This is a genomic window from Micromonospora sp. WMMD714 (assembly GCF_029581315.1).
Lineage (GTDB): Bacteria > Actinomycetota > Actinomycetes > Mycobacteriales > Micromonosporaceae > Micromonospora > Micromonospora rifamycinica.
In genome coordinates this window covers 1,122,680-1,145,603 of the sequence record NZ_CP120744.1, presented here as the reverse complement: position 1 = coordinate 1,145,603, position 22,924 = coordinate 1,122,680, and the positions used below count along the sequence as shown (strand labels likewise).

General features: G+C 75.4%; 19 protein-coding genes. 13 read left to right on the top strand and 6 right to left on the bottom strand.

The genetic code is table 11. The features are described 5' to 3' along the window. Nucleotides 1-114: 114 nt before the first annotated feature. The 6 genes from O7625_RS05195 to O7625_RS05170 all read left to right on the top strand — a co-directional run bounded on the left by O7625_RS05195 (nucleotide 115) and on the right by O7625_RS05170 (nucleotide 5,614). Nucleotides 115-840 carry an adenosylcobinamide amidohydrolase gene (locus O7625_RS05195; protein WP_282344689.1) on the top strand — a complete coding sequence of 242 codons (726 nt, stop codon included), beginning with the start codon at nucleotides 115-117 and terminating at the stop codon, nucleotides 838-840. Nucleotides 841-896: 56 nt separating this feature from the next. Then, nucleotides 897-2,051, top strand: a complete 1,155-nt coding sequence (locus O7625_RS05190; protein WP_282344687.1) for a CapA family protein — start codon at nucleotides 897-899, stop codon at nucleotides 2,049-2,051. 52 nt (nucleotides 2,052-2,103) lie between these two features. Next, on the top strand, nucleotides 2,104-2,892 hold the full coding sequence (gene nth, locus O7625_RS05185; protein ID WP_282344685.1) for an endonuclease III: 789 nt from the start codon (nucleotides 2,104-2,106) through the stop codon (nucleotides 2,890-2,892). Further along, on the top strand, nucleotides 2,889-3,551 hold the full coding sequence (locus tag O7625_RS05180; protein ID WP_282344684.1) for a TlpA disulfide reductase family protein: 663 nt from the start codon (nucleotides 2,889-2,891) through the stop codon (nucleotides 3,549-3,551). Before nth ends, O7625_RS05180 begins: the two co-directional genes overlap by 4 nt. A 127-nt stretch (nucleotides 3,552-3,678) precedes the next feature. Continuing rightward, nucleotides 3,679-4,377, top strand: a complete 699-nt coding sequence (locus O7625_RS05175) for a CoA pyrophosphatase (RefSeq protein WP_282344682.1) — start codon at nucleotides 3,679-3,681, stop codon at nucleotides 4,375-4,377. A 58-nt stretch (nucleotides 4,378-4,435) separates the two neighbouring features. Further along, nucleotides 4,436-5,614, top strand: a complete 1,179-nt coding sequence (locus O7625_RS05170) for a MarP family serine protease (protein WP_067306561.1) — start codon at nucleotides 4,436-4,438, stop codon at nucleotides 5,612-5,614. A 37-nt stretch (nucleotides 5,615-5,651) separates the two neighbouring features. Here the strand turns inward: O7625_RS05170 and O7625_RS05165 are convergent, their stop codons facing one another. The 4 genes from O7625_RS05165 to eccCa form a co-directional block, all read right to left on the bottom strand. Continuing rightward, the gene (locus O7625_RS05165; protein WP_282344679.1) at nucleotides 5,652-6,380 is read right to left on the bottom strand and encodes a phosphatase PAP2 family protein; all 729 of its coding nucleotides are present in this window, start codon (nucleotides 6,378-6,380) and stop codon (nucleotides 5,652-5,654) included. A 30-nt stretch (nucleotides 6,381-6,410) separates the two neighbouring features. Next, the gene (locus tag O7625_RS05160) at nucleotides 6,411-7,199 is read right to left on the bottom strand and encodes a phosphatase PAP2 family protein (protein ID WP_282344677.1); all 789 of its coding nucleotides are present in this window, start codon (nucleotides 7,197-7,199) and stop codon (nucleotides 6,411-6,413) included. A 41-nt stretch (nucleotides 7,200-7,240) separates the two neighbouring features. After that, complete coding sequence (mycP, locus tag O7625_RS05155; RefSeq protein ID WP_282344676.1) at nucleotides 7,241-8,659, bottom strand: type VII secretion-associated serine protease mycosin; 1,419 nt, start codon at nucleotides 8,657-8,659, stop codon at nucleotides 7,241-7,243. 75 nt (nucleotides 8,660-8,734) lie between these two features. Next, entirely contained in the window at nucleotides 8,735-12,706 is a 3,972-nt protein-coding gene (eccCa, locus tag O7625_RS05150) for a type VII secretion protein EccCa (RefSeq protein WP_282344674.1), read from the bottom strand. A gap of 102 nt (nucleotides 12,707-12,808) precedes the next feature. On the opposite strand from eccCa, the gene eccD reads away from it, so the two are divergent. After that, nucleotides 12,809-14,209 carry a type VII secretion integral membrane protein EccD gene (gene eccD / locus O7625_RS05145; protein ID WP_282344673.1) on the top strand — a complete coding sequence of 467 codons (1,401 nt, stop codon included), beginning with the start codon at nucleotides 12,809-12,811 and terminating at the stop codon, nucleotides 14,207-14,209. A 141-nt stretch (nucleotides 14,210-14,350) separates the two neighbouring features. On the opposite strand, the gene O7625_RS05140 is transcribed toward eccD, so the two are convergent. Continuing rightward, complete coding sequence (locus tag O7625_RS05140; protein WP_067306541.1) at nucleotides 14,351-14,857, bottom strand: inorganic diphosphatase; 507 nt, start codon at nucleotides 14,855-14,857, stop codon at nucleotides 14,351-14,353. Between the two features lie 514 nt (nucleotides 14,858-15,371). Here O7625_RS05140 and dacB point away from each other — a divergent pair. The 4 genes from dacB to O7625_RS05120 all read left to right on the top strand — a co-directional run bounded on the left by dacB (nucleotide 15,372) and on the right by O7625_RS05120 (nucleotide 20,952). Continuing rightward, nucleotides 15,372-16,793 (top strand): D-alanyl-D-alanine carboxypeptidase/D-alanyl-D-alanine-endopeptidase, encoded by a 1,422-nt coding sequence (gene dacB / locus O7625_RS05135; protein WP_282346812.1) that lies wholly within the window; start codon nucleotides 15,372-15,374, stop codon nucleotides 16,791-16,793. Nucleotides 16,794-16,902: 109 nt separating this feature from the next. Beyond that, a complete protein-coding gene (locus O7625_RS05130) occupies nucleotides 16,903-17,970 on the top strand; it encodes a zinc-dependent metalloprotease (protein ID WP_282344671.1) in 1,068 nt (355 codons plus the stop codon). Nucleotides 17,971-18,006: 36 nt separating this feature from the next. Further along, on the top strand, nucleotides 18,007-19,230 hold the full coding sequence (gene tilS / locus O7625_RS05125) for a tRNA lysidine(34) synthetase TilS (RefSeq protein ID WP_282344669.1): 1,224 nt from the start codon (nucleotides 18,007-18,009) through the stop codon (nucleotides 19,228-19,230). Between the two features lie 93 nt (nucleotides 19,231-19,323). After that, nucleotides 19,324-20,952 (top strand): gamma-glutamyltransferase family protein, encoded by a 1,629-nt coding sequence (locus O7625_RS05120; RefSeq protein ID WP_282344667.1) that lies wholly within the window; start codon nucleotides 19,324-19,326, stop codon nucleotides 20,950-20,952. A 28-nt stretch (nucleotides 20,953-20,980) separates the two neighbouring features. On the opposite strand, the gene O7625_RS05115 is transcribed toward O7625_RS05120, so the two are convergent. Continuing rightward, nucleotides 20,981-21,943: a helix-turn-helix domain-containing protein gene (locus O7625_RS05115; RefSeq protein WP_282344665.1), complete on the bottom strand. Its 963-nt coding sequence runs from the start codon at nucleotides 21,941-21,943 to the stop codon at nucleotides 20,981-20,983. A gap of 138 nt (nucleotides 21,944-22,081) precedes the next feature. On the opposite strand from O7625_RS05115, the gene O7625_RS05110 reads away from it, so the two are divergent. Beyond that, nucleotides 22,082-22,231, top strand: coding sequence for a hypothetical protein (locus O7625_RS05110; RefSeq protein ID WP_157517444.1), 150 nt, complete (start codon nucleotides 22,082-22,084; stop codon nucleotides 22,229-22,231). Between the two features lie 100 nt (nucleotides 22,232-22,331). Further along, on the top strand, nucleotides 22,332-22,907 hold the full coding sequence (hpt, locus tag O7625_RS05105) for a hypoxanthine phosphoribosyltransferase (RefSeq protein ID WP_067302270.1): 576 nt from the start codon (nucleotides 22,332-22,334) through the stop codon (nucleotides 22,905-22,907). Nucleotides 22,908-22,924: the final 17 nt, after the last annotated feature.

The window sequence follows — 22,924 nt, the reverse complement described above, 5'->3', positions numbered from 1 at the left end:
CCCCTGGAAACTTGATCGTTGGGCGTAACCTCGGCGACCCGATCGGCCATTACCATCGTCCGCCCGAACCACCTGGTCACCGGTAGTCGGCGCCGCTGGTCGTAGGGTGTCCGGGTGCTGAGCGACCCGGTGCTGACCCACCGCCCCGAGGACGGACAGGACATCCCGCTCCTCGTCTGGCGGGCGCACCCGCCGCTGCGGGCGGTCAGCTCCGGCCCGCTCGGCGGCGGTGTGGGCGTCCGGCACTGGGTGGTCAACGCGACGGTGCCGATGTCGTACCACCGGGACGACCCGGCGGCCCACCTGACCGCGCTCGCCGACCGGCTCGGCCTCGACGGACCGGGGGTCGGCCTGCTCACCGGCGTGGACGTCGCCGAGGTGGCCGCCCGCGCGGACACCGGGGTACGGGCCTGGGCCACCGTCGGCCTCGGCACCCCCCTCTGGGCCGCCGCCCCGGCGCAGCCGCCCGACACCCCGACCCAGCCCACCGCCCCGGACCGGGCGCTCGACACCCCGACCCAGCCCACCGCCCCGGTCGCGCGGGTCGGGACGGTCAACGTCGTCGTCTACGTGCCGGCGGCGCTCGGGGACGCCGCCCTGGTGAACGCCGTCGCCACCGCGACCGAGGCGAAGTGCCAGGCGATCCGGGAACTGGGCCTGCCGGGCACCGGCACCCCCACCGACTCGGTGACCGTGCTCTGCCCGGCCACCGGGCCGGCCCAGCCCTACGGCGGTCCCCGGTCCGCCTGGGGGGCCCCGCTCGCCCGCGCGGTCCACGCGGCCGTCCTGGCCGGCGGGTCGGTGCCCTGCGTCCCGTGGTCGCAGCGGCGGACGTGCTGAACTTCCGTCCGATCGGCCGTCGTCGGTCGATTACCCGCCCGGTAGCGTCGCGGGCGATGTACTCTGCCGCCTTCCCCCAGCCCCGTCCCCGCCGCCGCGCCGTGCTCGCCTCCGGTGCGCTGCTCGCCGTGCTCCTCGCCGGCTGCGCCCAGCACGACACCCCGGACCCGGTCTGGCGACCGGGCGGCGGCGGTGGTGCCAGCGGCTCCCCGGTGCCGACCACCGGGCCGACCGGCAAGGACGAGGCGGTCACCCTGTCGGCCACCGGGGACATCGTGATGGGGATGGCACCGTCCCGGCTGCCCGCCAACGGCGGCAAGGGCTTCTTCGACGAGGTGAAGGGCGCGCTCAAGGCCGACCTGGTGATGGGCAACCTGGAGGAGCCGCTCACCACCGACACCGGCACCGGCAAGTGTGGCGCGAACGCCAGCAACTGCTACCAGTTCCGCGTCCCGCCGGAGTACGCCGGGCACCTCAAGGACGCCGGGTTCCAGCTGCTCAACCAGGCCAACAACCACGGCTACGACTTCGGCCCGCAGGGCTACGAGAACACCCAGCAGGCGCTGGAGAAGCACGGTCTGAAGCACACCGGAGCGCCGGACCAGATCACCGTGGTCGAGGTCGGCGGGGTGAAGGTCGCGGTGGCCGGCTTCTCGTCGTACCCCTGGTCCAACAGCCTGGTCGACATCGACGCCGCCAAGGGGGTCGTCGAGAAGGCCGCCACCATGGCCGACCTGGTGGTGGTGCAGGTGCACATGGGTGGCGAGGGGTCGGACAAGACCCGGGTCCGCCCCGGCACCGAGATGTTCCTCGGCGAGAACCGGGGCGACCCGGTGAAGTTCTCCCACGCCATGATCGACGCGGGGGCCGACCTGATCGTCGGGCACGGCCCGCACGTGCTGCGTGGGATGGAGTTCTACCAGGGCCGGCTGATCGCGTACAGCCTGGGGAACTTCGCCGGGGGCGCCCGCTCGCTCAACCCGACCGGCCGGCTCGGCTGGGGCGGGGTGCTGAAGGTCTCCCTCAAGCCGGACGGCAGCTTTGCCGGCGGTTCCTTCACCTCCACCCGGATGAGTTCGGTGGGCAAGCCGGGGCTGGACTCCGCCGACCAGGGGCTCGGCCTGGTCAAGCAGCTCAGCGGCAACGACTTCCCGCGTACCGGGGCGCGGTTCGACGGCAAGGGGAAGATCAGCCCGCCCGACGCCGGCTGACCGGGCGGCGTGGCCCGGCGGCGCGTCGGGGCGGCGACGTAGGCTGGCCGGCGTGACCATCAGCTCTCCCGGCCGGGGCGAGACGGACCTCGGCCGTACCCGGCGTGCCCGGCGGATCGGTCGGGCGTTGACCGAGGCGCACCCGGACGCCCACTGCGAACTCGACCACTCCACCGCGTTGGAGCTGGCCGTCGCCACGATCCTCTCCGCCCAGTGCACCGACAAGAAGGTCAACGAGGTCACCCCCAAGCTGTTCGCCCGCTACCCGACGGCGGCCGACTACGCCGGGGCGGACCGGGCCGAGCTGGAGGAGCTGATCCGGCCGACCGGTTTCTACCGCAACAAGACCGACTCGCTGATCAAGCTGGGTCAGGCCCTGACCGAGCTTTACGACGGCCGGGTTCCCGGCCGGCTGGCCGACCTGGTGACGCTGCCCGGGATCGGCCGCAAGACGGCCAACGTCATCCTGGGCAACGCCTTCGACGTGCCGGGGATCACCGTCGACACCCACTTCCAGCGGCTGGTGCAGCGCTGGGGGCTGACCGTCCAGACCGATCCGGTCAAGATCGAACACGAGATCGGGGCGATGTTCCCGAAGCGGGAGTGGACCATGCTCTCGCACCGGATCATCTTCCACGGCCGGCGGGTCTGCCACGCCCGCAAGCCCGCCTGCGGGGCGTGCACCCTGACCCGGCTCTGCCCGTCGTACGGGCTCGGGCCGACCGAGCCGGCCGCCGCCGCCAAGCTGCTCAAAGGTCCCCGCGCCCGGGAGCTGGCGGTCGCCGCCGGGGTCGACCCGGAGCTGGTGCCCGCCCAGGCCACCGTCGCGGAGGCACCGTGAGGCGTCGGCTCGCCGCGCTGGCCGTACCGGTGCTGCTGGTCCTCGCCGGCTGCACCGCCACCACCGGCCCGCAGGACGCCGCCGCCGGCCCCGAGCGGGGGCGGCCCACCCGCCCGTCGCCGTTCGCCGACTGCGCCACCCTCACCGCCCCGCCGGCCACGCCCCTTGCGTCCGGGTCCGCCGGGGCCGGTGACGGCGGGGGTACGCCCGGCAGCCCGGACCCGGCCGACGGCGGCAGCCGCCTGCCCGAACTGGTGCTCTCCTGCTTCACCGGCGGTTCCCCGGTGGCGTTGCGCGACATCCGCGGCCCGGCCGTGATCAACGTGTGGGCCTCCTGGTGCCCACCCTGCCGCAAGGAGCTGCCCGCGTTCCAGCGGCTCAGCGTCCGTGCCGCCGGCCAGCTCCAGGTGATCGGGGTGAACAGCCGGGACAGTCGGGACGGCGCGCAGGCCATCGGCGAGGACTTCGGCATCCGCTTCCCGGTGCTCTTCGACCAGGGCGAGGCCCTGCAACGCGAGCTGCGCCGCTCGGCTGTCCCGTTGACCCTGCTGGTCGACGCGCAGGGGCGGGTCCGGCACACCGACACCTCCGGCGCACTCGACGACGCCCGCCTCGCCGACCTGGTCCGCCGCCACCTCGGCCTGGCGGTGCCCGCGTGACCTCCCACCCCCGGGTGGCCCCCGGTCTCCGGCCCACGGCGTCGGCTCCCGGTTTCCGGCCTGCGGTGTCGGTCGCCAACCTTGAGCGCGCGGCGTCGGCTCCCGTCGCCCGCCCGGAGCCGGGGCGATGAATCCCCGTCCGCCGTCCTGGCTCGACCCGCTGGTGGACCGGCTCGGCACCGCGCGGGCCGAGGACTTCACCCGGCTGACCACCCCCGAGGAGGGTGGCCGGGAGAGCGCGGTGCTGGTGCTGCTCGGTGAACAGCCCGGCTCCGGCCCCGACGTGCTGGTCCTCCAGCGGGCCGCCACGCTGCGCAACCACGCCGGCCAACCGGCCTTCCCCGGCGGCGCGGCCGACCCGGGGGACGCCGACGCGCGGGCCACCGCGCTGCGCGAGGCGAACGAGGAGGTCGACCTCGACCCGGCCAGCGTGACCGTCCTCGCCGAGCTGCCCAGGCTGTGGATCCCGGTCAGCTCCTTCGTGGTCACCCCGGTGCTGGCCTGGTGGCACAGCCCGCACCCGGTGCACCCCCGGGAACCGGCCGAGGTCGCGCACGTCGCCCGGCTGCCCGTCGCCGAGCTGGTCGACCCGGCCAACCGGATGCGGGTCCGGCACGCCAGCGGCTGGATCGGGCCGGCCTTCTCCGTCCGCGGCATGCTGGTCTGGGGGTTCACCGCCGGGGTGCTGGACGCCCTGCTGGAGATGGGCGGCTGGGCCCGCCCGTGGCCCTGGTCGCGGGTGGTCGAGCTGCCGCCGACCGGGGCCACCCCGGCCCCCTCGGCCGGCACCGAGGAGGCCGACGAACTGGCCGGTCCCCGGACCTGACCGTCACGTTCCGCAGCCGCGGCGCCGTACCGGTGTCCGGTGCACGTACCCTTGACCGGTGTCGGCCGTGGATCTCGTTCTGCTCCTGCTCATGCTCGTGTTCGCGATCAGCGGATACCGTCAGGGCTTCGTCATCGGGGCGTTGTCGTTCTCCGGGTTCTTCCTGGGCGCGCTCATCGGCCTCCAGCTCGGGCCGATGCTGGCCCGCCAGTTCATCGACAGCGGGACGAGGGTGCTGGTCTCCCTGGTCGCCGTCTTCGGGCTCGCCGTCCTCGGTCAGGCGCTCGCCGGCTGGCTCGGCTCCCACCTGCGCCGCACGATCACCAACGACACCGCCAAGCGGGCCGACGACATCGGGGGCGCGTTCGTCTCGATCCTCGCGGTGATGCTGGTGGCCTGGCTGGTCGCCGTCCCGCTGGGCTCCTCGTCGCTGCCCTGGCTGGCCGCCTCGGTCAAGAACAGCGCCCTGCTGACAGTGGTCGACCGGGTCCTGCCGGACCAGGCACAGGAGCTGTCCACCGCGCTGCGGGACACCGTCGACACCAACGGGTTCCCCGACGTCTTCAACGGCCTGGGCCGTACCTCGGCGCGCCAGGTCGCCCCACCGGACCCGGCGCTGGCCGGCTCCCAGGTGGTGGCGAACAGCCAGCGGGCGGTGGTCAAGGTGCTGGGTTCCGCGCCGAGCTGCTCGCGCCGGATCGAGGGCTCCGGCTTCGTCTACGCCGACGACCGGGTGATGACCAACGCGCACGTGGTGGCCGGCACCCGCTCGGTCGCGGTCGAGCTGCGCGGCGAACGGTACGACGGCGAGGTGGTCGTCTACGACCCGGACCGCGACCTGGCCGTGCTGTACGTGCCGGGGCTGCCCGGCCCGTCCCTGCGCTTCGCCGCGGGACAGGCCGGCAGCGGCGCGGACGCGATCGTGCTGGGCTTCCCCCTCGACGGCCCGTACGACGCCCGCCCGGCCCGGATCCGGGACGTGGACCGGATCGAGGGCCCGGACATCTACAACGCCAGCAAGGTGAACCGAGAGATCTACACGATCCGGGCGCTGGTCCGCAGCGGGAACTCCGGTGGCCCGCTGGTCTCCTCCAACGGCCTGGTGCTCGGGGTGATCTTCGCGGCGGCGGCGGACGACCCGAACACCGGGTTCGCGGTGACCGCCGAGGAGGCCCGACCGGTGGCGCTGGCCGGCGCGGAGCGTACCCGCGGGGTGGGCACCGGCGACTGCACCTGAGCCCCGCCGACGAGCCGACCGGGCGCGGGAGCCGGGCTCAGCCGGCGGCCGGGGCGGGGGCGGGCGGGGTGTCCCCGCCCGCCGGGGTGAGGCCCGGCAGCTTGGCCCGGCCCCAGGTCAGGGAGCGGTCGAGCACCGCCCGCGCCATGATCGCCACACAGGTGCCGCCGTTGACGAAGGACGCCACCACGTCGCTCGGGTGGTGCATGCCCCGGTACATCCGGGTCAGCGCCACCCCGAGCGGGACCAGCACCAACAGCGTCCACCAGGTGACCTTCCCGGCGGTGCTCTTCGCCCGCAGGGCCAGCAGCAGGGCGATGCCGACATAGAGGGCGACCGCCGCCGAGGTGTGGCCGGACGGGAAGCTCGACGTCGGCGGGGAGACGTCCATGTGCTCCACGGCGGGCCGACGCCGGTCGATGGCCATCGTGGTGAGCAGGAAGACCAGCGCCTGGGCGGTCACCGCCGCGCACAGGAACAGCGGCTCCCGCCAGCGGTGCAGCACCAGCCGCAGCACCAGCGCCACCAGCACGGTGACCGTGACGATCAACTGGGTGCTGGCCAGCGTGCTGAACACCAGCGAGACGTCGTTCCACCCGCTGGTGCGGTCGGCGGCCAGCTCCCGGTTGACCGCGTCCTCCACGGTGAACGGCCAGACGTCCGGGAGCACCCGGGTCACCAGCAGCCCCAGCAGGACCATGGCGGAGAGCAGCAGGGACACCGGAAGGAGGACCCGCTTGGCGACCTGCGCGACGATGGTGGACATGGGCCGCCCAGTACCCCGGACGGCGGCAGGCTACGCGCGCGGGTCGACCAGTTCCGGCGCGACCCCGTCGACGGCGGTGCGGCCAGCGGGCAACCCGGCCTGCTCCCGCCAGGTCCGGAACGCCGCCGCGGTGGCCGCCACCACCGCGCCGCCCAGCAGCCAGCCGCCGAGCACGTCGCTGGCCCAGTGCACGCCCAGCGCCACCCGGCTCAGCCCGGTCACCCCGACGAGCAGCACGGCGACCGTCCAGAGCAGCAGCCGGCCCCCCGGGCGGCCCCGGGCGAACGGCAGGAACACCAGCAGCAGCACCCCCGCCGCGAGGGTCGCGTTCAGCGCGTGCCCGGAAGGGAACGAGAACCCGGCGGCCCGGGCCACCGGGTCGAGCAGCTCCGGCCGGTCCCGCCCGACCAGCAGTTTCAACAGCGCGCCGAGCGCCCCGCCGACGGCCATCGTGGTGACCACCCAGAGCGCCAGCCGCCGCGAGCCGCGACGCCACACCCACACCACCACGGCCAGCGCGGCGACCCGCAGCGGACCCGGTGAGAAGACGTGCGTCCACGCCTTCATCACCCGTACCCAGCCCGGATGGTCGGCGGCGAACCGGTGCAGGGCCGCGGTGACCGCCGCGTCCAGCTCGTGCAGCGGGGTCCACGACCCGACCACCAGCACCGCCAGCAATGCGAAGGGCACCAGCACCAGGAACGCCGCCACCGCCGCCAGGGTCAACCGCAGCCCGAGCGAACCGTCCCGGTCCAGGCGACGGTCCCGCCAGGACCGACCCGACGGGGACACCGAGGAACGCGGACCGGGGGAACTCATGCGGTCTGCTCTACCCACCCGTACGCGAAATCAGGCCCGCTTCAACGACCCCACAGCCGGAACCGGCGGACCATCAACGCCACCCCGATGACCAGGGCGACCGTCACGGCGACCCCGGTCCACAACCGGCGCGGGGCGGCGTCGTCCGCACCGCCGGCCGGCTGGGCCGTCCACCGGGTGTGCTGCCGGGGCGCGGTGAAGCCGAGCGGGTCGCTGCCGGTGCCGCCGGCCCGGGTGTCCGCGACGGAACCGGGGGCCGGGCCGAACCCGGCCACCCCGGGGGAGTCGTTGTCGTCCAACGGGTTGCGGTGGATCAGGGGCAGGTCGGCGGTGAGCGCGGCGACCGGGTCGACCATGCCGTACCCGAAGCGGTCGTCCCGGCCGGGGGGACCGATGTCCTTCGCGGTGCCCAGCAGCCGGTTGACCACGTCACCGGCGGACATGTCGGGGTAGCGGGAGCGGACCAGGGCGGCGGTCGCCGCGACCAGCGGCGCGGCGAAGCTGGTGCCCTGCACCCCCCAGTAGTTGCTCGGCGGGCGGGCCCCGACCAGGCCGGTCGCCGGGGCGGTCAGCGTCGTCGGGTGGCCGGTGATCGAACCGGACCAGAGGTTCTCGCTGTCGCGTTCCAGGCCGGCCACCGCGATCACCCCGGGCTCCCGCGCCGGGTACCAGACCTTCGACGTGGTGGACGTGGCGACGTTGCCGGTGCAGGCGACCACCACCACGTCCCGGGCGAACGCGTAGTCCAGCGCGGCCGCCAGGGCCGGACTGTCACCGCTGCCGCCCAGCGACAGGTTGATCACGCGGGCGCCGTTGTCCACCGCCCAGCGCACCCCCCGGGCGACGATCATCGCGTCGTCGTAGCGGTTCTCGTCGTCGAGCACCCGGACCGGCAGGATCCGGGCGTCCGGGGCGAGCCCGACCACGCCCCGCCGGTCGTCGCCGCGCCCGGCGATCAGACTGGCCACCGTGGTGCCGTGCCCCACCGGGTCCGGCTCGTCCGTGCCGCCGGGGGAGACCAGGTCCATCCCCGGCAGCACCTGGCCGACCAGGTCGGGATGGCCACCGTCCACCCCGGAGTCGATCACCGCCACCGTGACGCCGCGGCCGGTCGAGGTACGCCACGCGGTCGCCGCGTTCAACGTGTCTAGCTGGAACTGGTCGTCGCGGACCCGGTCGGCGCGGGCCTCCACCGGGGCGAAGTCGGGCTCGGCCAGCGGACCGGCGGCGCGCGGCACGACCACCGTGGCCGGCTGGCCGGCGAGCACGGCCGGTCGGGCCGGCGTCCCGGCGACCGACGGCCGGTGCCCCGGGACGACCGACGGCGGGGCCGCCACGACAGCCGGGGCCGCGCCGAGCACGCTGACGGTGGTCGCCGCGACACCGAGCAGCGCCCGCCCGGCGAACCGGTGCAGCGCGGTCGGAGAGCCCTGCCGAACCCTTGTCACATCGTCAGCCATTCATCGCGCGGGACACCTGCTGCTCGGAGATTACCGGTTCCCCCTGCCGAGACGGCACGTTCCGACACACCCGGATCACGGCGGCGGCAGATGTGCCAGCTGCACGAGGCGTACGCCCTCGCGCCGGGTGACCAGCCGACCACGCCCCGCCGGCAACGGTCCCGGCCGCACCGCGCCGACCAACGGCCCCTCGTCCGGGCTGCCGCTCATCACCAGACCGGCGGTGGACAGCTCCCGCAACCGCTGCACGATCGGCTCGTACTGGGACCGGCCGGCGCCACCGCAGCGGCGGGCCAGCACCAGGTGCAGGCCGACGTCGCGCGCCTGGGGTAGGTGTTCCTCCAGCCCGTGCAGCGGGTTCGCCGGACCACTGGCCACCAGGTCGTAGTCGTCGACCAGGATGAACAGCTCCGGGCCGGACCACCAGGAGCGGTCCCGCAACTGCGCCGGGGTGACCCCCGACCCGGGCAGCCGGTCCCGCATGTAGCCGGCGACCGACTCGATCAGCTCGGTGGTGTGCGCGGCCGCCGTGCCGTACCCGATCAGGTGGTCGGTCTCGACGGTGCCGAGCAGGCTGCGCCGGTAGTCGACCAGGATCACCCGGGCCTGCTCCGGGGTGAACCGCTCGACGATCGAGGTGGCCAGCGCCCGCAGGAACGACGACTTGCCGCACTCGGCGTCGCCGAAGACCACGAAGTGCGGCTCGGTGGCGAAGTCGAGCAGCACCGGTCGCAGGTCCGCCTCGGCGATCCCGACCGGGAACGCCAGGCCGGTGCCGGCGGTGCGGTCCAGCTCGGCGTAGGGCAGCACCGGCGGGAGCAACCGGACCCGGGGCGCGACCGGCCCCGACCAGGCAGCCCCGACCGCCTTCACCAACTCCGCCGGATCCCCGCCGGCGAGCTGTGGCAGGGCGGTGAGGAAGTGCAGGCTCTGCGCGGTGATCCCCCGCCCCGGCTGCTCCGGTACGCCGGCCGCCGCCGCCCGCTTCACCACCGAGTCGGACGGGTCACCCAGGCGCAGCTCCAGCCGCGAACCGAACAGGTCCCGGATGCCGGGCCGGAAGTCCAGCCAACGCACCGCGCTCGCCACCACGTGCACCCCGTACGACAGGCCCCGGGTGGCCAGGTCGGTGATCAGGGGTTCCAGGTCGTCGTACTCGCCGCGCAGGGTGGCCCAGCCGTCCACGACGAGGAACACGTCACCGAACGGGTCGTCGGTGGGCTGACCGGCGGCGGCGAGCGCCCGACGCCGCTCACGCCAGGCGGCCGTCGACTCCACCCCCAGCTCGGTGAAGCGGCGTTCCCGCTCGGCGAGCAGGGTGGCGATCTCGCCCACGGTCCGCCGGACCACCGTCGGGTCGGCCCGGCCGGCGACCCCGCCCACGTGCGGCAGCTCCCGCAGCGCGGTCAACCCGCCGCCGCCGAAGTCCAGGCAGTAGACCTGCGCCTCGGCCGGGGTGTGGGTGAGCGCGAGCGCGCAGACCAGCGTCCGCAACGCCTGCGACTTGCCGCTCTGCGGAGCGCCGACCACGGCCACGTGCCCGGCCGCGCCGCCGAGCGCCAACCACAGCAGGTCGCGGCGCTGCTCGTACGGCTTGTCGACGACCGCCACCGGCACCTGGAGACCACCGTGCAGCTCCGGATTGGCGAAGCCCAGGCCACGCTGCGGGTCGACGACGGGTGGGCCGAGCAGCTCGTCCAGGGTGGGCGCGTGCTCCAACGGCGGCAGCCACACCTGGTGGGCCGGCGGTCCCTGCCCCGCCAGCCGGCCGACCAGCGCGTCGAGCAGGCTCTCGGTCTCCTCCTCGCCGGCCGGCGGGGGCACCGCGACGGCCGGTTCCGGCACCGGCACGAGATGGGTGGAGAAGGCGAGCAGCCGGGCCGCGCCGCCCGCCCCACCGGTGGCCGTCGCACCCCGGCGGCGGACCGGGCCGGAGACGTACGCGGCCCGGAACCGGACCAGCGGGTCGGTGCCGGCGCGCAGGTAACCGTGCCCGGGGGAGCGCGGCAGCTCGTGGGCGTCCGGCACCCCGAGCACCGTGCGGGACTCCAGCGCCGAGAAGGTGCGCAACCCGATCCGGTACGACAGGTGGGTGTCCAGCCCGCGCAGCCGCCCCTCCTCCAGCCGCTGGCTGGCCAGCAGCAGGTGCACGCCGAGGGACCGGCCCAGCCGGCCGATCTGCACGAACAGGTCGATGAAGTCGGGCTTGGCCGACAGCAACTCGGAGAACTCGTCGCAGACCAGCAGCAGCGACGGCAGCGGGGCGAGCGGGGCACCGGCCGTCCGGGCCCGTTCGTAGTCCCGCAGGCCGGCGAAGTTGCCGGCCCGGCGCAGCAGCTCCTGGCGGCGCATCAGCTCGCCGTTGATGGCGTCCACCATCCGGTCGACCAGCGGCAGCGCGTCGACCAGGTTGGTGATCACCGCGGCGGTGTGCGGCAGCCGGTCGAAGGAGGCGAAGGTGGCCCCGCCCTTGAAGTCGACCAGGACGAAGTTGAGCTGCTCCGAGCTGTGCGTGGCGGCCAACGCCAGGACCAGGGTGCGCAGCAGCTCCGACTTGCCGGACCCGGTCGCCCCGATCAGCAGCCCGTGCGGGCCCATCCCGTCCTGCGCCGACTCCTTGAGGTCCAGCTCGACCGTGCCGCCGTCCGCGCCGACGCCGATCGGCACCCGCAGCCGGTCCCGGGGCGAGCGGGGCAGCCAGCCCTGGTCGGCGGTGAACCCCTCCGGGTCGCCCAGCCCCAGCAGCTCGGGCAGGCCGGGTTCGGCCCCCGGGGCGGCCTCGGTGCCCCGGGCCGCGGCGGCGAGCCGCAACGGGGCGAGCCGCCGGGCGACCGCCTCGGCGTCGGCGACGGCCAGCCGGTCGGCGGTGCCCACCTCGGCGTGCCCCTCGGCCGACCAGGAGTGCAGCCGGCCGGCGCGGACCTCCAGCAGCAGGGCGAAGCGGTCCAACAGGCGCGGTGCCGGGGTGTCCAGGTCGAGCACGGTCACCGCGTCGATGCCGCCGTCGCCGGTCAGCTCGGTGGCGTCGGTCAGGTCACCGCCGTCGAGGAGCACCACCACGTGCGGGCCGTCGGTGGCCGGCCCGGCCGGGCTGAACCGGGAGCGGCTGGCGAGCACCTCGTCGAGGAGCCGTTCCAGCTCGACCGCGGAGCTGGTGACCAGCCGGACCGGGCCGAGCGCGTCGACCCTGCTCGGATGGTGGGCGTGCGGCAGCCACTTCACCCACTCCCAGTGCCGACGCCGTTCCGGGCCGGCGCAGACGGCGACGAGCAGCTCGTCGGGGGCGTGGAAGACGGCGAGCTGGGTGACCATGGCGCGGGCCAGCGCCTGCGCGTCGGGCGATCCGGTGCCGCCGCTCTGCGCCGTCCCGCCGGTGCCGCCCGACGGCCCACCCCGGACGAAGACCCGGGCGAAGCTGCGCAGCGAGAGCGCCACCGGCAGGTCCGGCACCACCGAGTACGCGTCGAGGAAGCGCCGCAGCGCCCCGGCGGTCATCGGCTCCAGCTCCTCCAGGGGGCGGGTGACCGGTGGGACCAGCGGGGTGGCCAGCGTCTGCGGCCCGACGGCGACCCGGACCACGCCGAAGTCCGGGTCGCCGGGGCGACGTTCCCAGACCCGGTGACTGTCCACCGTCGACCAGAGCCGCCCCGGGTCGGGATGCCGGTAGTACAGCCCGGCCCGCTGCTGCCGGGCGGTCTGCCGGACCCGTCGCCGCAGCGCGGCCAGGTGCCGCAGGTACTCCCGGCGGGCGGCCATCATCTCCGACTTCTTCGGCGTGCCCGAGGCGCTGCCCCAGGAGGTCATCAGCATCGCCACCGAGGAGAGCCCGAACATCCCGCCGACCACGTACGAGTAGGCGCCGCCGCCCCGGCCGAACATCATCGCCATCGCCACCGTGCCGCCCAGCATCGGCAGCACCATCAGCGCCTGCTGCCAACGCCCGCCGGTGACCACCGGGATCTCCGGCGGACCCTCCACGGGCAACTCGCCGACCGGGATCTCCGGGGCGGGTCGACGTGGTGGCCGCCTGATGACGACAGTGGACAAATCCACCTCCCTGTGGCGCTCGGTAACCCGAACCTGGCTCATCGTAGGTAAAGTGCGCGTCGTCCGTCAGCCGCCACCTCCTATCGATATGGAGTCCAGTCGATGACCATCGGGCTGGCCAGGGTCACCATCAGCGCCCCGGGACGACGCCTCGACGTGGCCCTGCCGGAGCAGGTCCCGCTGGCCGAGCTGCTGCCCGAGGTGCTGCGGCACGCCGGGGAGGGGCTGGCCGACGACGGCGAGCGGCACGGCGGCTGGGTGCTGCGGCGTACCGACGGCGCGGTGCTGGTGACCGCCCAGCCACTGCTGCCGCAGGGGGTGCGCGACGGCGAGGTGCTGCACCTGGTGCCCGCCCGGGAACAGTGGCCCGAGCTGGAGTACGACGACGTGGTCGAGGCCATCGCCGAGGGCGCCCGTCGGCGGGGCGCCGCCTGGTCGCCGCCGGCCACCCGGGCCGCCGCGCTGGCCGGCGCCGGGGTGCCGCTCGCCGTGGGACTGCTCGCCGTGCTGCTGGCCGGGCCGGGGGAGACCGCCGGCTGGGCCGCCGGAGGCACGGTCGCGCTGCTGCTCACCCTCGCCGGCACGATCGCCTCCCGGGCGTACGGCGACGGCCCGACCGGGGCCACCCTCGGCGGCTACGCCCTGCCGTACGCCGCGGTGGCGGCCGCCCTCGCGGTCAGCTCCGGCGACCCGGTCGGGGTGTTCCGGCCGCTGCCCTGGCTCGGTGCGCCCGAACTCCTCGCCGGTGCGGTGGGGCTGCTCCTGGCGGCCGTGCTGGGGCTGTTCGGCGTCGCCACCCGGCTCCGGGTCTTCGTGGCCGGCGCGACAGCCGGCGCGGTGGGCGCGCTCGCCGGCCTGACCGGGCTGCTGCTCGCCCCGGCCGGCACCGCCGCCGTCCTGCTCTGCGTGCTGGTCTTCGCCCTCGGGGCGGTGCCGCTGCTGGCGATCCGGCTGGGCAGGGTGCCGCTGCCCCCGATCACCCTGCCCGCCGGCCCGACGGGCGGCCCGGACGGGGTACGGGACCTACCGGACCGGGAGCGGGTGCACGCGGCGGTGGCCCGCAGCGAGGAGATGCTGACCGGGATGCTGATCGGGCACGCCGTGCTGGTCGTCGCCGCGGTGCTGGTGCTCGCCGCGAGCGGCGGGGTCGCCGGGCCGGTGCTGGTGGCGGTCGGCTCGGCGGTGCTGGTGCTACGTTCCCGGCTGTTCGTGGCCGTCCGGCACCGGGTGCCCCCGGTGACGGCCGGGCTGGCCGGGTTCGCGGTGCTCGGCGCGGTGCTCGCCGGCCGGGCCGGGGCGGCGGGGCTGCTGGCGTTGAGCGGGGGCGGACTGCTGCTCGCGCTGGTCGCCGTCGCGGCCGGCACGTCGTACGCCCGGCGGCCGGTCTCGCCGTACCTCGGTCGGTTGGCCGACCTGACCGACACCGCGCTGGTGGTCTCGGTGGTGCCGGTGGCCTGCGCGGTGCTGGACCTCTACGACGCCGCCCGGGGCCTGCTGGGCTGACCGCCCCCGCCCGGCCGGTCAGGTGGGCGGCCGCCGCGCCCGGTTGGTCAGGTGGCGGCCACCGCGCCCGGCCGGTCAGGGGGGCGGAATGGTCGAGCGGCCCGGACCGACGGGTCCGGGCCGCTCGGTGGAACGGGTGGTTCAGTGTCCGGTGCCGCCCTGCGCCTCGGCGTCGCGGGCGCGCTGGTAGGACGCCCGAACCTCGGCCTCGGCCTCGACCCGGCCGACCCAGGTCGCGCCCTCGACCGACTTGCCCGGTTCGAGGTCCTTGTAGACCTCGAAGAAGTGCTGGATCTCCAGCCGGTCGAACTCGCCCAGGTGGTGGATGTCGCGCAGGTGCTCCTGGCGGGGGTCCTCGTAGGGCACGCAGAGGACCTTGTCGTCGCCGCCCTTCTCGTCGGTCATCCGGAACATGCCGATGGTGCGGCAGCGGATCAGGCAGCCCGGGAAGGTGGGCTCGGGGACCAGCACCAGGGCGTCCAGCGGGTCGCCGTCCTCGCCGAGGGTGCCCTCGATGAAGCCGTAGTCGGCCGGGTACTGGGTCGACGTGAACAGGGTGCGGTCCAGCCGGATCCGGCCGGTCGCGTGGTCCACCTCGTACTTGTTGCGGTGACCCTTCGGGATCTCAACCGTGACGTCGAAATCCATCTCCCACGCTCCCTCGTCTGCCCACGCTGGCTGAACGGAACCACTGACGCCCCCGAGCGGATGAATGGCCACCCGCCGGCTCCGGACGCCGCATAGTCTTCGGACCGAAGTAGTGTCACCCAGGCGAGTTCGGCGGCGGGAGGAGGGGGTCGTGGGGAGGGAAGATTCACACTACCGCCCGGAGGGGGTTGACGGGCGGGGATCGGGCCGGTCCGTGACCGGCGGGGCCACCGGCCGGGTCTCGGTGCCCGACGCGAGCGTTCCCCGTCGCCCCGACTCGGCTCCCGTGTCGCCGTCCGCCGCTCCGGCCTCGGGGCCGCCGCTCGTCGGTCCGGCCTCCGGGCCGCCGCCGGCCTGGCGACCGCCGTCCGTGGCCACCGCCGGTCGGGCGGCCGTCGGGTCCGCCCCGGTCGCCGCGCCGCCGAACGGCGGTGGCCCGCCCCCGCCCGCCGCGCCCCCGCCCGCCGCGCCCCCGCCCGCCGCGCCGCCGCGCCGACGTCGGCGGTGGCTGCCGGTGCTGCTGGTCGTCGTGCTGCTGGTCGGCCTCGCCGGGGCAGCGGTGGTCCTCCGCCCGGGTCCGGTCGCCGGCTGGCTGGGAGCGGAGGCCGGCACCCCGTCGGCCGCCGCCCCGCCCCCCGAGCCCGCCCCCGCCCCGGTGCTCGCCGGCCCGGACGCCGCCGCGCCGCAGCCGACCGCCGCCGGGGTACGCGCCGCGGTGGAGCCGCTCACCGACGCCCCCGCCCTGGGCAGCCGGGTCAACCTGTCGGTGGCCGACGTGGTCACCGGTGAGTCGCTGTACGCCAAGGGGGGCGACGACGCGACCGTCCCCGCGTCGGTCACCAAGCTCGCGACCGGGGTGACGGTGCTGAAGGCACGCGGTCCCGGCTACCGGATCGCGACCCGGGTGCTCGCCGGGGCGAACCCGGGCGAGGTGGTGCTGGTCGGCGGCGGCGACCCGACGCTGGCCGTCGACAAGAACGGCTTCTACCCCGGCGCGGCCCGGCTCGACACCCTCGCCGCGCAGGTCAAGCAGGCCCTCGGCGGGACCGCCCCGACCAGGGTGGTGGTCGACTCCACGCTCTTCCCCGGCCCGGTCCACGGCCCGGGCTGGGACGCGGACATCCCGACCGGCGGCTTCGGCGCGTCGATCACCGCGCTGATGACCGACGGTGCGCGCCGGGATCCGGTGCGGGCGCGGAAGACCTTCGCCGACTCCCACGGCGCGGCCGAGCGGTACGCCGAACCGGACCTGGCCGCCGGCCGCTCGTTCGCCCGGCTGCTCGGCCTGCCGCAGAGCAGGGTGGTCCGGGGCACCGCCCCGGCGGCCGGTGGGGCGGGAGAGACCGGTGCGCCCGCGCCCGGCACCGAGCTGGGCAGAGTCGAATCGCTGCCGATGGTCCGGCTGGTCGATCTCATGATCAGCGACAGCGACAACGTGATCGCCGAGGCCCTGGCCCGGCAGGTCGCCCTGGCCCGCAACCAGCAGGCCTCCTTCGGCGGCGGGGCGGCGGCGATGGACGAGGTGATCGGCGAGCTGGGTCTGCCGGCCGACGAGATCAGCCTCGCCGACGGCAGTGGGCTGTCCCGCAGCAACCGGATCAGCCCCTCGCTGCTCACCGACCTGATCGCGACGGCCGGTAACGGCACCCATCCGGAACTCACGGCGATCTTCGGCGGCCTCCCGGTGGCCGCCTGGTCGGGCACCCTCGGTACCCGGTACGAGTCGACGGCCACCGCCGCGGGGGCCGGCGTGGTCCGGGCCAAGACCGGCACACTGACCGGGGTGCACGCCATCGCCGGCCTGGTGACCACCCGCGACGGCCGGCTGCTCACCTTCGCCGTGCTCACCGACCAGGCCCCGGCGGGCGACCCGGAGGTCACCCGGGCGGCGCTGGACCGGATCGCCGGCGCCCTGGCCGGCTGCGGCTGCCGCTGACCTGACCGGCGGCGAGTGCCGCTGCCGGGCTGCCGCCGGGCGGCCGGGCACGAGGTGCCCCACCCCGCGCGACCGGCCGGGGTGTCGCGGCGCGGGTACGGTGGGTGCCATGGCGCAGTTCGTGGACTGGGATCTGGCCGCCGCCACCGCTGGGGCGCTGAGCAAGTCGGGCCCCCGCGTGTCGTACGCGGAGGCCACCGAGGTGGTCGGCGAACTACGCCGGCTCACCGACGAGGCGGCCGGGCACGTCGCCGACTACACGGGGCTGCGCCCCCAGGTGGATCATCCGCCGGTGCGGGTGGTGGACCGGCGGGACTGGGCGGCCACCAACATCGCCGGCCTGCGTGAGGTGATCACCCCGCTGGTCAGCCGGCTCTCCGGGGACAAGCCGCCCGGCGTGCTCACCGAGGCGGTCGGCTCCCGGCTCACCGGGGTGCAGGCCGGCACCGTGCTGGCGTACCTGTCCGGCCGGGTGCTCGGCCAGTACGAGGTCTTCTCGGCCGACCCCGGGCAACTGCTGCTGGTCGCGCCGAACATCGTCGAGGTGGAACGGAAGCTGGGGGCCGACCCGCGGGACTTCCGGCTCTGGGTCTGCCTGCACGAGGTCACCCACCGCACCCAGTTCACCGCCGTACCGTGGATGCGGGCGTACTTCCTCGGCGAGGTGCAGGCGTTCGTGGACGCCTCACAGGGCACCGAGCACCTGGCCGAACGACTGCGCCGGGGGGTGTCCACGCTCTCCGACGCGGTGAAGGACCCGGACAGCCGTACCAGCGTGCTGGACATCGTGCAGACCCCGGCGCAGCGGGCCGTGCTGGACCGGCTCACCGCGCTGATGACCCTGCTGGAGGGGCACGCCGAGTTCGTGATGGACGGCGTCGGCCCGCAGGTGATCCCCAGCGTGGAGCGGATCCGGGCGGGGTTCGACCGACGTCGTGCGGCGGGCAATCCGCTGGAGAAGGCGATCCGCCGGCTGCTCGGTGTGGACGTCAAGATGCGCCAGTACGCCGAGGGCCGCAAGTTCGTGCACGGCGTGGTCGAGCAGGTCGGGATGGCCGGCTTCAACAAGATCTTCGGTTCGCCGCTGACCCTGCCCCGGCTGGACGAGCTGGGTGACCCGGCCGCCTGGGTGGCCCGGGTGCACGGGCCGACCGGCGCCACCCCGACCGCCGGCTGAGCGGTGGGCGGCCGGCGTACCCCCGCTCTCCCGGAGGTGGCCGGGGGGCGGCCCGGGGCGGCGCCCGCCCCGTCGGTGGCCGCCGTCCGGGTCGCGGTACGCCGCGCGCTGGCCGGGCTGCCCGCCGACGGACCGGTCCTGGTGGCCTGCTCAGGCGGGGCTGATTCGTTGGCTCTCGCCGTGGCCACCGCCTTCGTGACGGCCCGCCTGGGCCGGTCGGCCGGACTGGTAACCGTCGACCACGGGTTGCAGGCCGGGTCGGTCGAGCGGGCCGCCGCGGTCGCCGAGTGGGCCGGGCAGGTCGGGTTCGATCCGGTCGAGGCGGTGCCGGTGACGGTGGCCGGACGTCCCGGTGGCCCCGAGGCGGCGGCCCGGCAGGCCCGCTACCAGGCGTTGACGGACGCCGCCCGACGACACCGGGCCGTCGCCGTCCTGCTCGGGCACACCCGCGACGACCAGGCCGAGACGGTGCTGCTGGCGCTCGCCCGGGGCGCCGGCCCGCGCGGGTTGGCCGGGATGCCCACCCGGCGGGAGATGGCCGGGGTGCCGCTGCTGCGTCCACTGCTCGACGTCACCCGCGAGCAGACCCGTGACGCGTGTGCGGCGCTGGGCCTGGTCCCCTGGCAGGATCCGCACAACACCGATCCGTCGTACGCCCGGGCCCGGGTCCGCGCCGACGCGCTGCCGGCGCTGGTCGCCGCCCTCGGCGTGGGGGTGCGGGACAACCTGGCCCGGACGGCCCGGCTGCTGGCCGCCGACACCGCCGCGCTGGACGACCTGGCCGCCGCCGCCCTCGCCACCCCCCGGGCCGGATCCGACGGGTCCGCGTCCGACGCTTCCGCGCCGGACGGGTCTACGTTCGACGGCTCCGCGCTGGACGGTTCCGCGCTGGACGGTTCCGCGCTGGACGGTTCCGCGCTGGACGGTTCCGCGTGGGGCGGTTCCGCGCTGGACGGTTCCGCGCTGGACGGCTCCGCGCGGGGCGGTCCGGTGCGCGACGGTTCCGCGCCGGTCGGGTCCGGGGTGCGGGCGGGGGGCGGGCTGTCGGTCGCGGCGCTGGCCGGGCTGCCGGGCGCGGTACGTGGCCGGGTGCTGCACGCCTGGGCGCGGGAGTTGGGAGCCGCCCCCGGTGCGCTGTCCCACCGGCACGTCGACGCGCTGGACGCGCTGGTCACCGCCTGGCGTGGCCAGGGGCCGACCGCCCTGCCGGGTGGCCGCCGGGTGGGTCGCCGCGACGGTCGGCTGCTGCCCGTCGACTGATCCCCGTCGACTGCTCCCCGGCGGCGTTCCCGGCCGGCGCGAGAGATCGGCCGGTGCGGGTGGTCGGCCGGCCCGGTGCGGTAGACATGGCGGGTGACGTACCCCCGGCGTACCCTGTTCGCCCCGCACGGTGCCGTCTCGACCAGCCACCCGCTCGCGGCGGCCGCGGGCCTGGCCGTGCTGCGGCGCGGCGGCAACGCCGTCGACGCGGCGCTGGCCACCGCGATCACGTTGACCGTGGTGCAACCCCCGTCCAACGACATCGGCGGTGACCTGTTCGCCATCGTCTGGGACGGCGACCGGCTGCACGGCCTCGCCGCCGCCGGGCGGTCACCGGCCGCGCTGACCAGGGAGCTGGTGCTGACCGCCACCGCCGGGGTGCCGGTGGCGGCGGTGGACGCGCTCGGCGGCGCGCAGGCGGCCGGGCCGGCGATGCCCGCCCGGGGCTGGCTGCCGGTGACCGTGCCCGGTGCCCCGGCGGGCTGGCGGGACCTGCACGACCGGTTCGGTGTGCTGCCCTTCGCCGACCTGTTCACCGACGCGGTCGGGTACGCCGACGACGGCCACCCGGTCTCCGCCGGCACCGCCGCCACCTGGGCGCGGGCCGTGGCCCAGCCTGTGCCGACCGACGTCGAGTACGCCGAGTTCGACCGGGTCTTCACGGTGGCGGGCCGGGCGCCGCGCCCCGGTGAGCACTGGCGCAACCCGGCGGCGGCCCGCACGCTGCGGCTGATCGCCCGGACCGGCGCGGACGACTTCTACCGGGGCACCATCGCCGAAGCACTGGACCGGCACGCCGCCCGTACCGGTGGCTTCCTCACCGCCGCCGACCTGGCGGCCCACACCTCGACCTGGGTCGACCCGGTCAGCGTCCGCTACCGGGACCACGAGGTGTGGGAGCTGCCGCCGCCGGGGCAGGGGCTCGCCGCGCTGTCGGCGCTGGGCATCCTGGACGGCCTCGACCCGCCCGGCGACCCGGTGGAGCGGGTGCACCGGCAGGTGGAGGCGGTCAAGCTCGGCTTCGCCGACGCGCACGCGCACGTGGCCGACCCGGAGCGCATCGACGTACCGACGGCCGGCCTGCTCGACCCGGGCTACCTGGCGGCCCGGCGGACGCTGCTCACCGACCGGGCCGGTGACCCGGTGGCGGGCGACCCGGAACGGGGCGGCACCGTTTATCTGTGCACGGCCGACGCCGACGGCCTGATGGTCAGCCTGATCCAGTCCACCTACCTGGGGTTCGGCTCCCGGGTGGTGCTGCCCGGGTACGGCTTCGCCCTGCAGAACCGGGGTACCGGGTTCCGGCTCGATCCGGGTCACCCCAACGTGGTCGGACCGGCCAAGCGGCCGTTCCACACGATCATCCCGGGCTTCCTGACCCGCGACGGCGCCCCGGTCGGCCCGTTCGGGGTGATGGGCGGGCACATGCAGCCGCAGGGCCACCTCCAGTGGGTCGCCGGGACCGTCGACGGCGGCCTCGACCCGCAGGCCGCCCTCGACGCCCCCCGTTGGTACTGGCACGCTGGCCGGACGCTGCTGGTCGAGCCGGCCCTGGCGGCCGTGCCCGGCCTGGTCGCGGGGTTGCGCGCCCGGGGCCACCAGGTGACCGTCGCGGCCGAGCCGTCGGTCTTCGGGTACGGGCAGGCGCTGCGGCGGGCTCCGGCCGGCGGCTGGGTGGTCGGCACGGAGCCCCGGGTCGACGGCGCGGCGGTGGGCTACTGACCTCCGACCGGGGGCGCGGCGCGGGGGGTCAGCCGGCGGGGACGCGGTCGCGGAAGGTGGTGCGGTAGCCCTGCGGGGTGGTGCCCACCCGGCGGGCGAAGTGGTGGCGCAGGGCGGCGGCGTCGGGGAAGCCCGAGTGGTCGGCCACGCTCTCCACGCTGAGGTGGGTCTCCTCCAGCAGCCGACGGGCCAGCAGCACCCGCTGGTTGGTCAGCCAGTCGTGCGGGGTGGTGCCGGTCTCGGCCCGGAACCGGCGGGCGAAGGTGCGCGGGGACATCCCGGCACGGGCGGCCAGCTCGTCCACCGTGGTCGGCCGGTCCAGGTGCCCCACCAGCCAGCTCAGCACCGGTTCGAGGGTGGGGGCGTCGGGGGTGGCCGGGATCGGCGCCTCGACGTACTGGGACTGGCCGCCGTCGCGGTGCGGGGGGACGACCATCCGGCGGGCCAGCCGGGTGGCGGTGCCCGAGCCGTGCTCCTGCCGGACAAGGTGCAGGCAGGCGTCGATGCCGGCGGCGGTGCCGGCGCTGGTCAACACCGGTCCGTCGGCCACGTAGAGGCTGTTGCAGCGGACCCGCGCCGACGGGTGCCGGCGTTGCAGCTCGTCGGCGTACTTCCAGTGGGTGGTGCACTCCCGGCCGTCGAGCAGGCCGGCCGCGCCGAGCACGAAGGCCGCGGAACAGACGCTGAACACGTAGGCCCCCCGGTCGGCGGCCCGGCGCAGCGCGGCCAGCACCGCCTCGGGGATCTCGCCGCCCCGGGTGTAGGCGGGGACGGCGACCAGGTCGGCCTCGTCGACGGGGGCGAGGTCCGCCTGCGGGGTGAGGCCGAAGCCGGACGCGGTACGGACCGGGCCGCCGTCGGCGGTGCAGACGGTGAACCGGTAGCCGGGGAAGCCGTCCTCGGTGCGGTCGGTGCCGAACACCTCGGTGAGTACGCCGAGCTCGAAGACGGCCACCCGGTCCAACGCGATGACGGCTACCGATCGGATCATGTGACGAGGGTAACCGCAGTGCTGGCAGAAAATCGAGGGGGTATGGCATTTCTGCCACTGTTCCGGTGCCCGTGGACGGCGGAAACTGGAGTCAGTCCGGTGCGCACCGGCGGCGAAAACCACTCAGATGATCAGAAAGTGAGCGCCGCCATGGAGTTCCTCCTGCTTCTGCTCCTCCTCGCCGTGCTGGCCGCCGCCCCGGCGTCCGGCCTGACCGCCGACACCCGCGACTCCGCCGACTGGAAGCCCACCGACGAGGGGCGTCGCTGGCGATCCCGGGTCTGCTGACGTGATTGCTCCCGGTCTGTCGGAAAAACCCGTGGCGGGGCCGCGCCGAAAGGTGCGGCCCCGCCGACGGGAGCCGGCCGGCGTACGGCAGGCTAGGAGCATGGCTGACGGCTCCTGGTACGACGCCGACATCGATCACGTGATCATCTCCGAGGCGCAGATCCGCGAGAAGACCGCGGAGCTGGCCAAGCAGGTCTCGGCGGACTACGCCGGAGTCACCGACGGACTGCTGCTCGTCTGCGTGCTCAAGGGCGCGGTCATGTTCATGGCCGACTTCGCCCGCGCCCTGGGCCGCCAGGGTCCGCCCGTCGAGCTGGACTTCATGGCCATCTCCTCGTACGGCCAGGGCACCACCTCCTCCGGGGTGGTACGCATCCTCAAGGACCTGGACCGGGACATCGCCGGCCGGCACGTGGTGGTCGTCGAGGACATCGTCGACTCCGGCCTGACCCTGTCCTGGCTGCTGCGCTACCTGGAGTCCCGGTCGGCCGCCAGCGTCGAGGTGGTGGCCCTGTTCCGCAAGCCGGACGCGGTGAAGGTCACCGTCCCGGTGAAGTACGTGGGCTTCGACATCCCCACCGAGTTCGTGGTCGGCTACGGCCTCGACTTCGGCGAGCGCTACCGCGAACTGCCGTACGTGGGCGTGCTCAAGCCCGAGGTCTACGCCCGCGCCTGACCCGCCTGACCCGCCCG

Coding starts and splice junctions, on each gene's coding strand:
- O7625_RS05190 (WP_282344687.1), top strand. CDS start 897: ATGTACTCTGCCGCCTTCCCCCAGCCCCGTCCCCGCCGCCGCGCCGTG.
- O7625_RS05175 (WP_282344682.1), top strand. CDS start 3,679: ATGAATCCCCGTCCGCCGTCCTGGCTCGACCCGCTGGTGGACCGGCTC.
- O7625_RS05165 (WP_282344679.1), bottom strand. CDS start 6,380: ATGTCCACCATCGTCGCGCAGGTCGCCAAGCGGGTCCTCCTTCCGGTG.
- O7625_RS05160 (WP_282344677.1), bottom strand. CDS start 7,199: ATGAGTTCCCCCGGTCCGCGTTCCTCGGTGTCCCCGTCGGGTCGGTCC.
- mycP (WP_282344676.1), bottom strand. CDS start 8,659: ATGGCTGACGATGTGACAAGGGTTCGGCAGGGCTCTCCGACCGCGCTG.
- eccD (WP_282344673.1), top strand. CDS start 12,809: ATGACCATCGGGCTGGCCAGGGTCACCATCAGCGCCCCGGGACGACGC.
- O7625_RS05140 (WP_067306541.1), bottom strand. CDS start 14,857: ATGGATTTCGACGTCACGGTTGAGATCCCGAAGGGTCACCGCAACAAG.
- O7625_RS05130 (WP_282344671.1), top strand. CDS start 16,903: ATGGCGCAGTTCGTGGACTGGGATCTGGCCGCCGCCACCGCTGGGGCG.
- O7625_RS05115 (WP_282344665.1), bottom strand. CDS start 21,943: ATGATCCGATCGGTAGCCGTCATCGCGTTGGACCGGGTGGCCGTCTTC.
- hpt (WP_067302270.1), top strand. CDS start 22,332: ATGGCTGACGGCTCCTGGTACGACGCCGACATCGATCACGTGATCATC.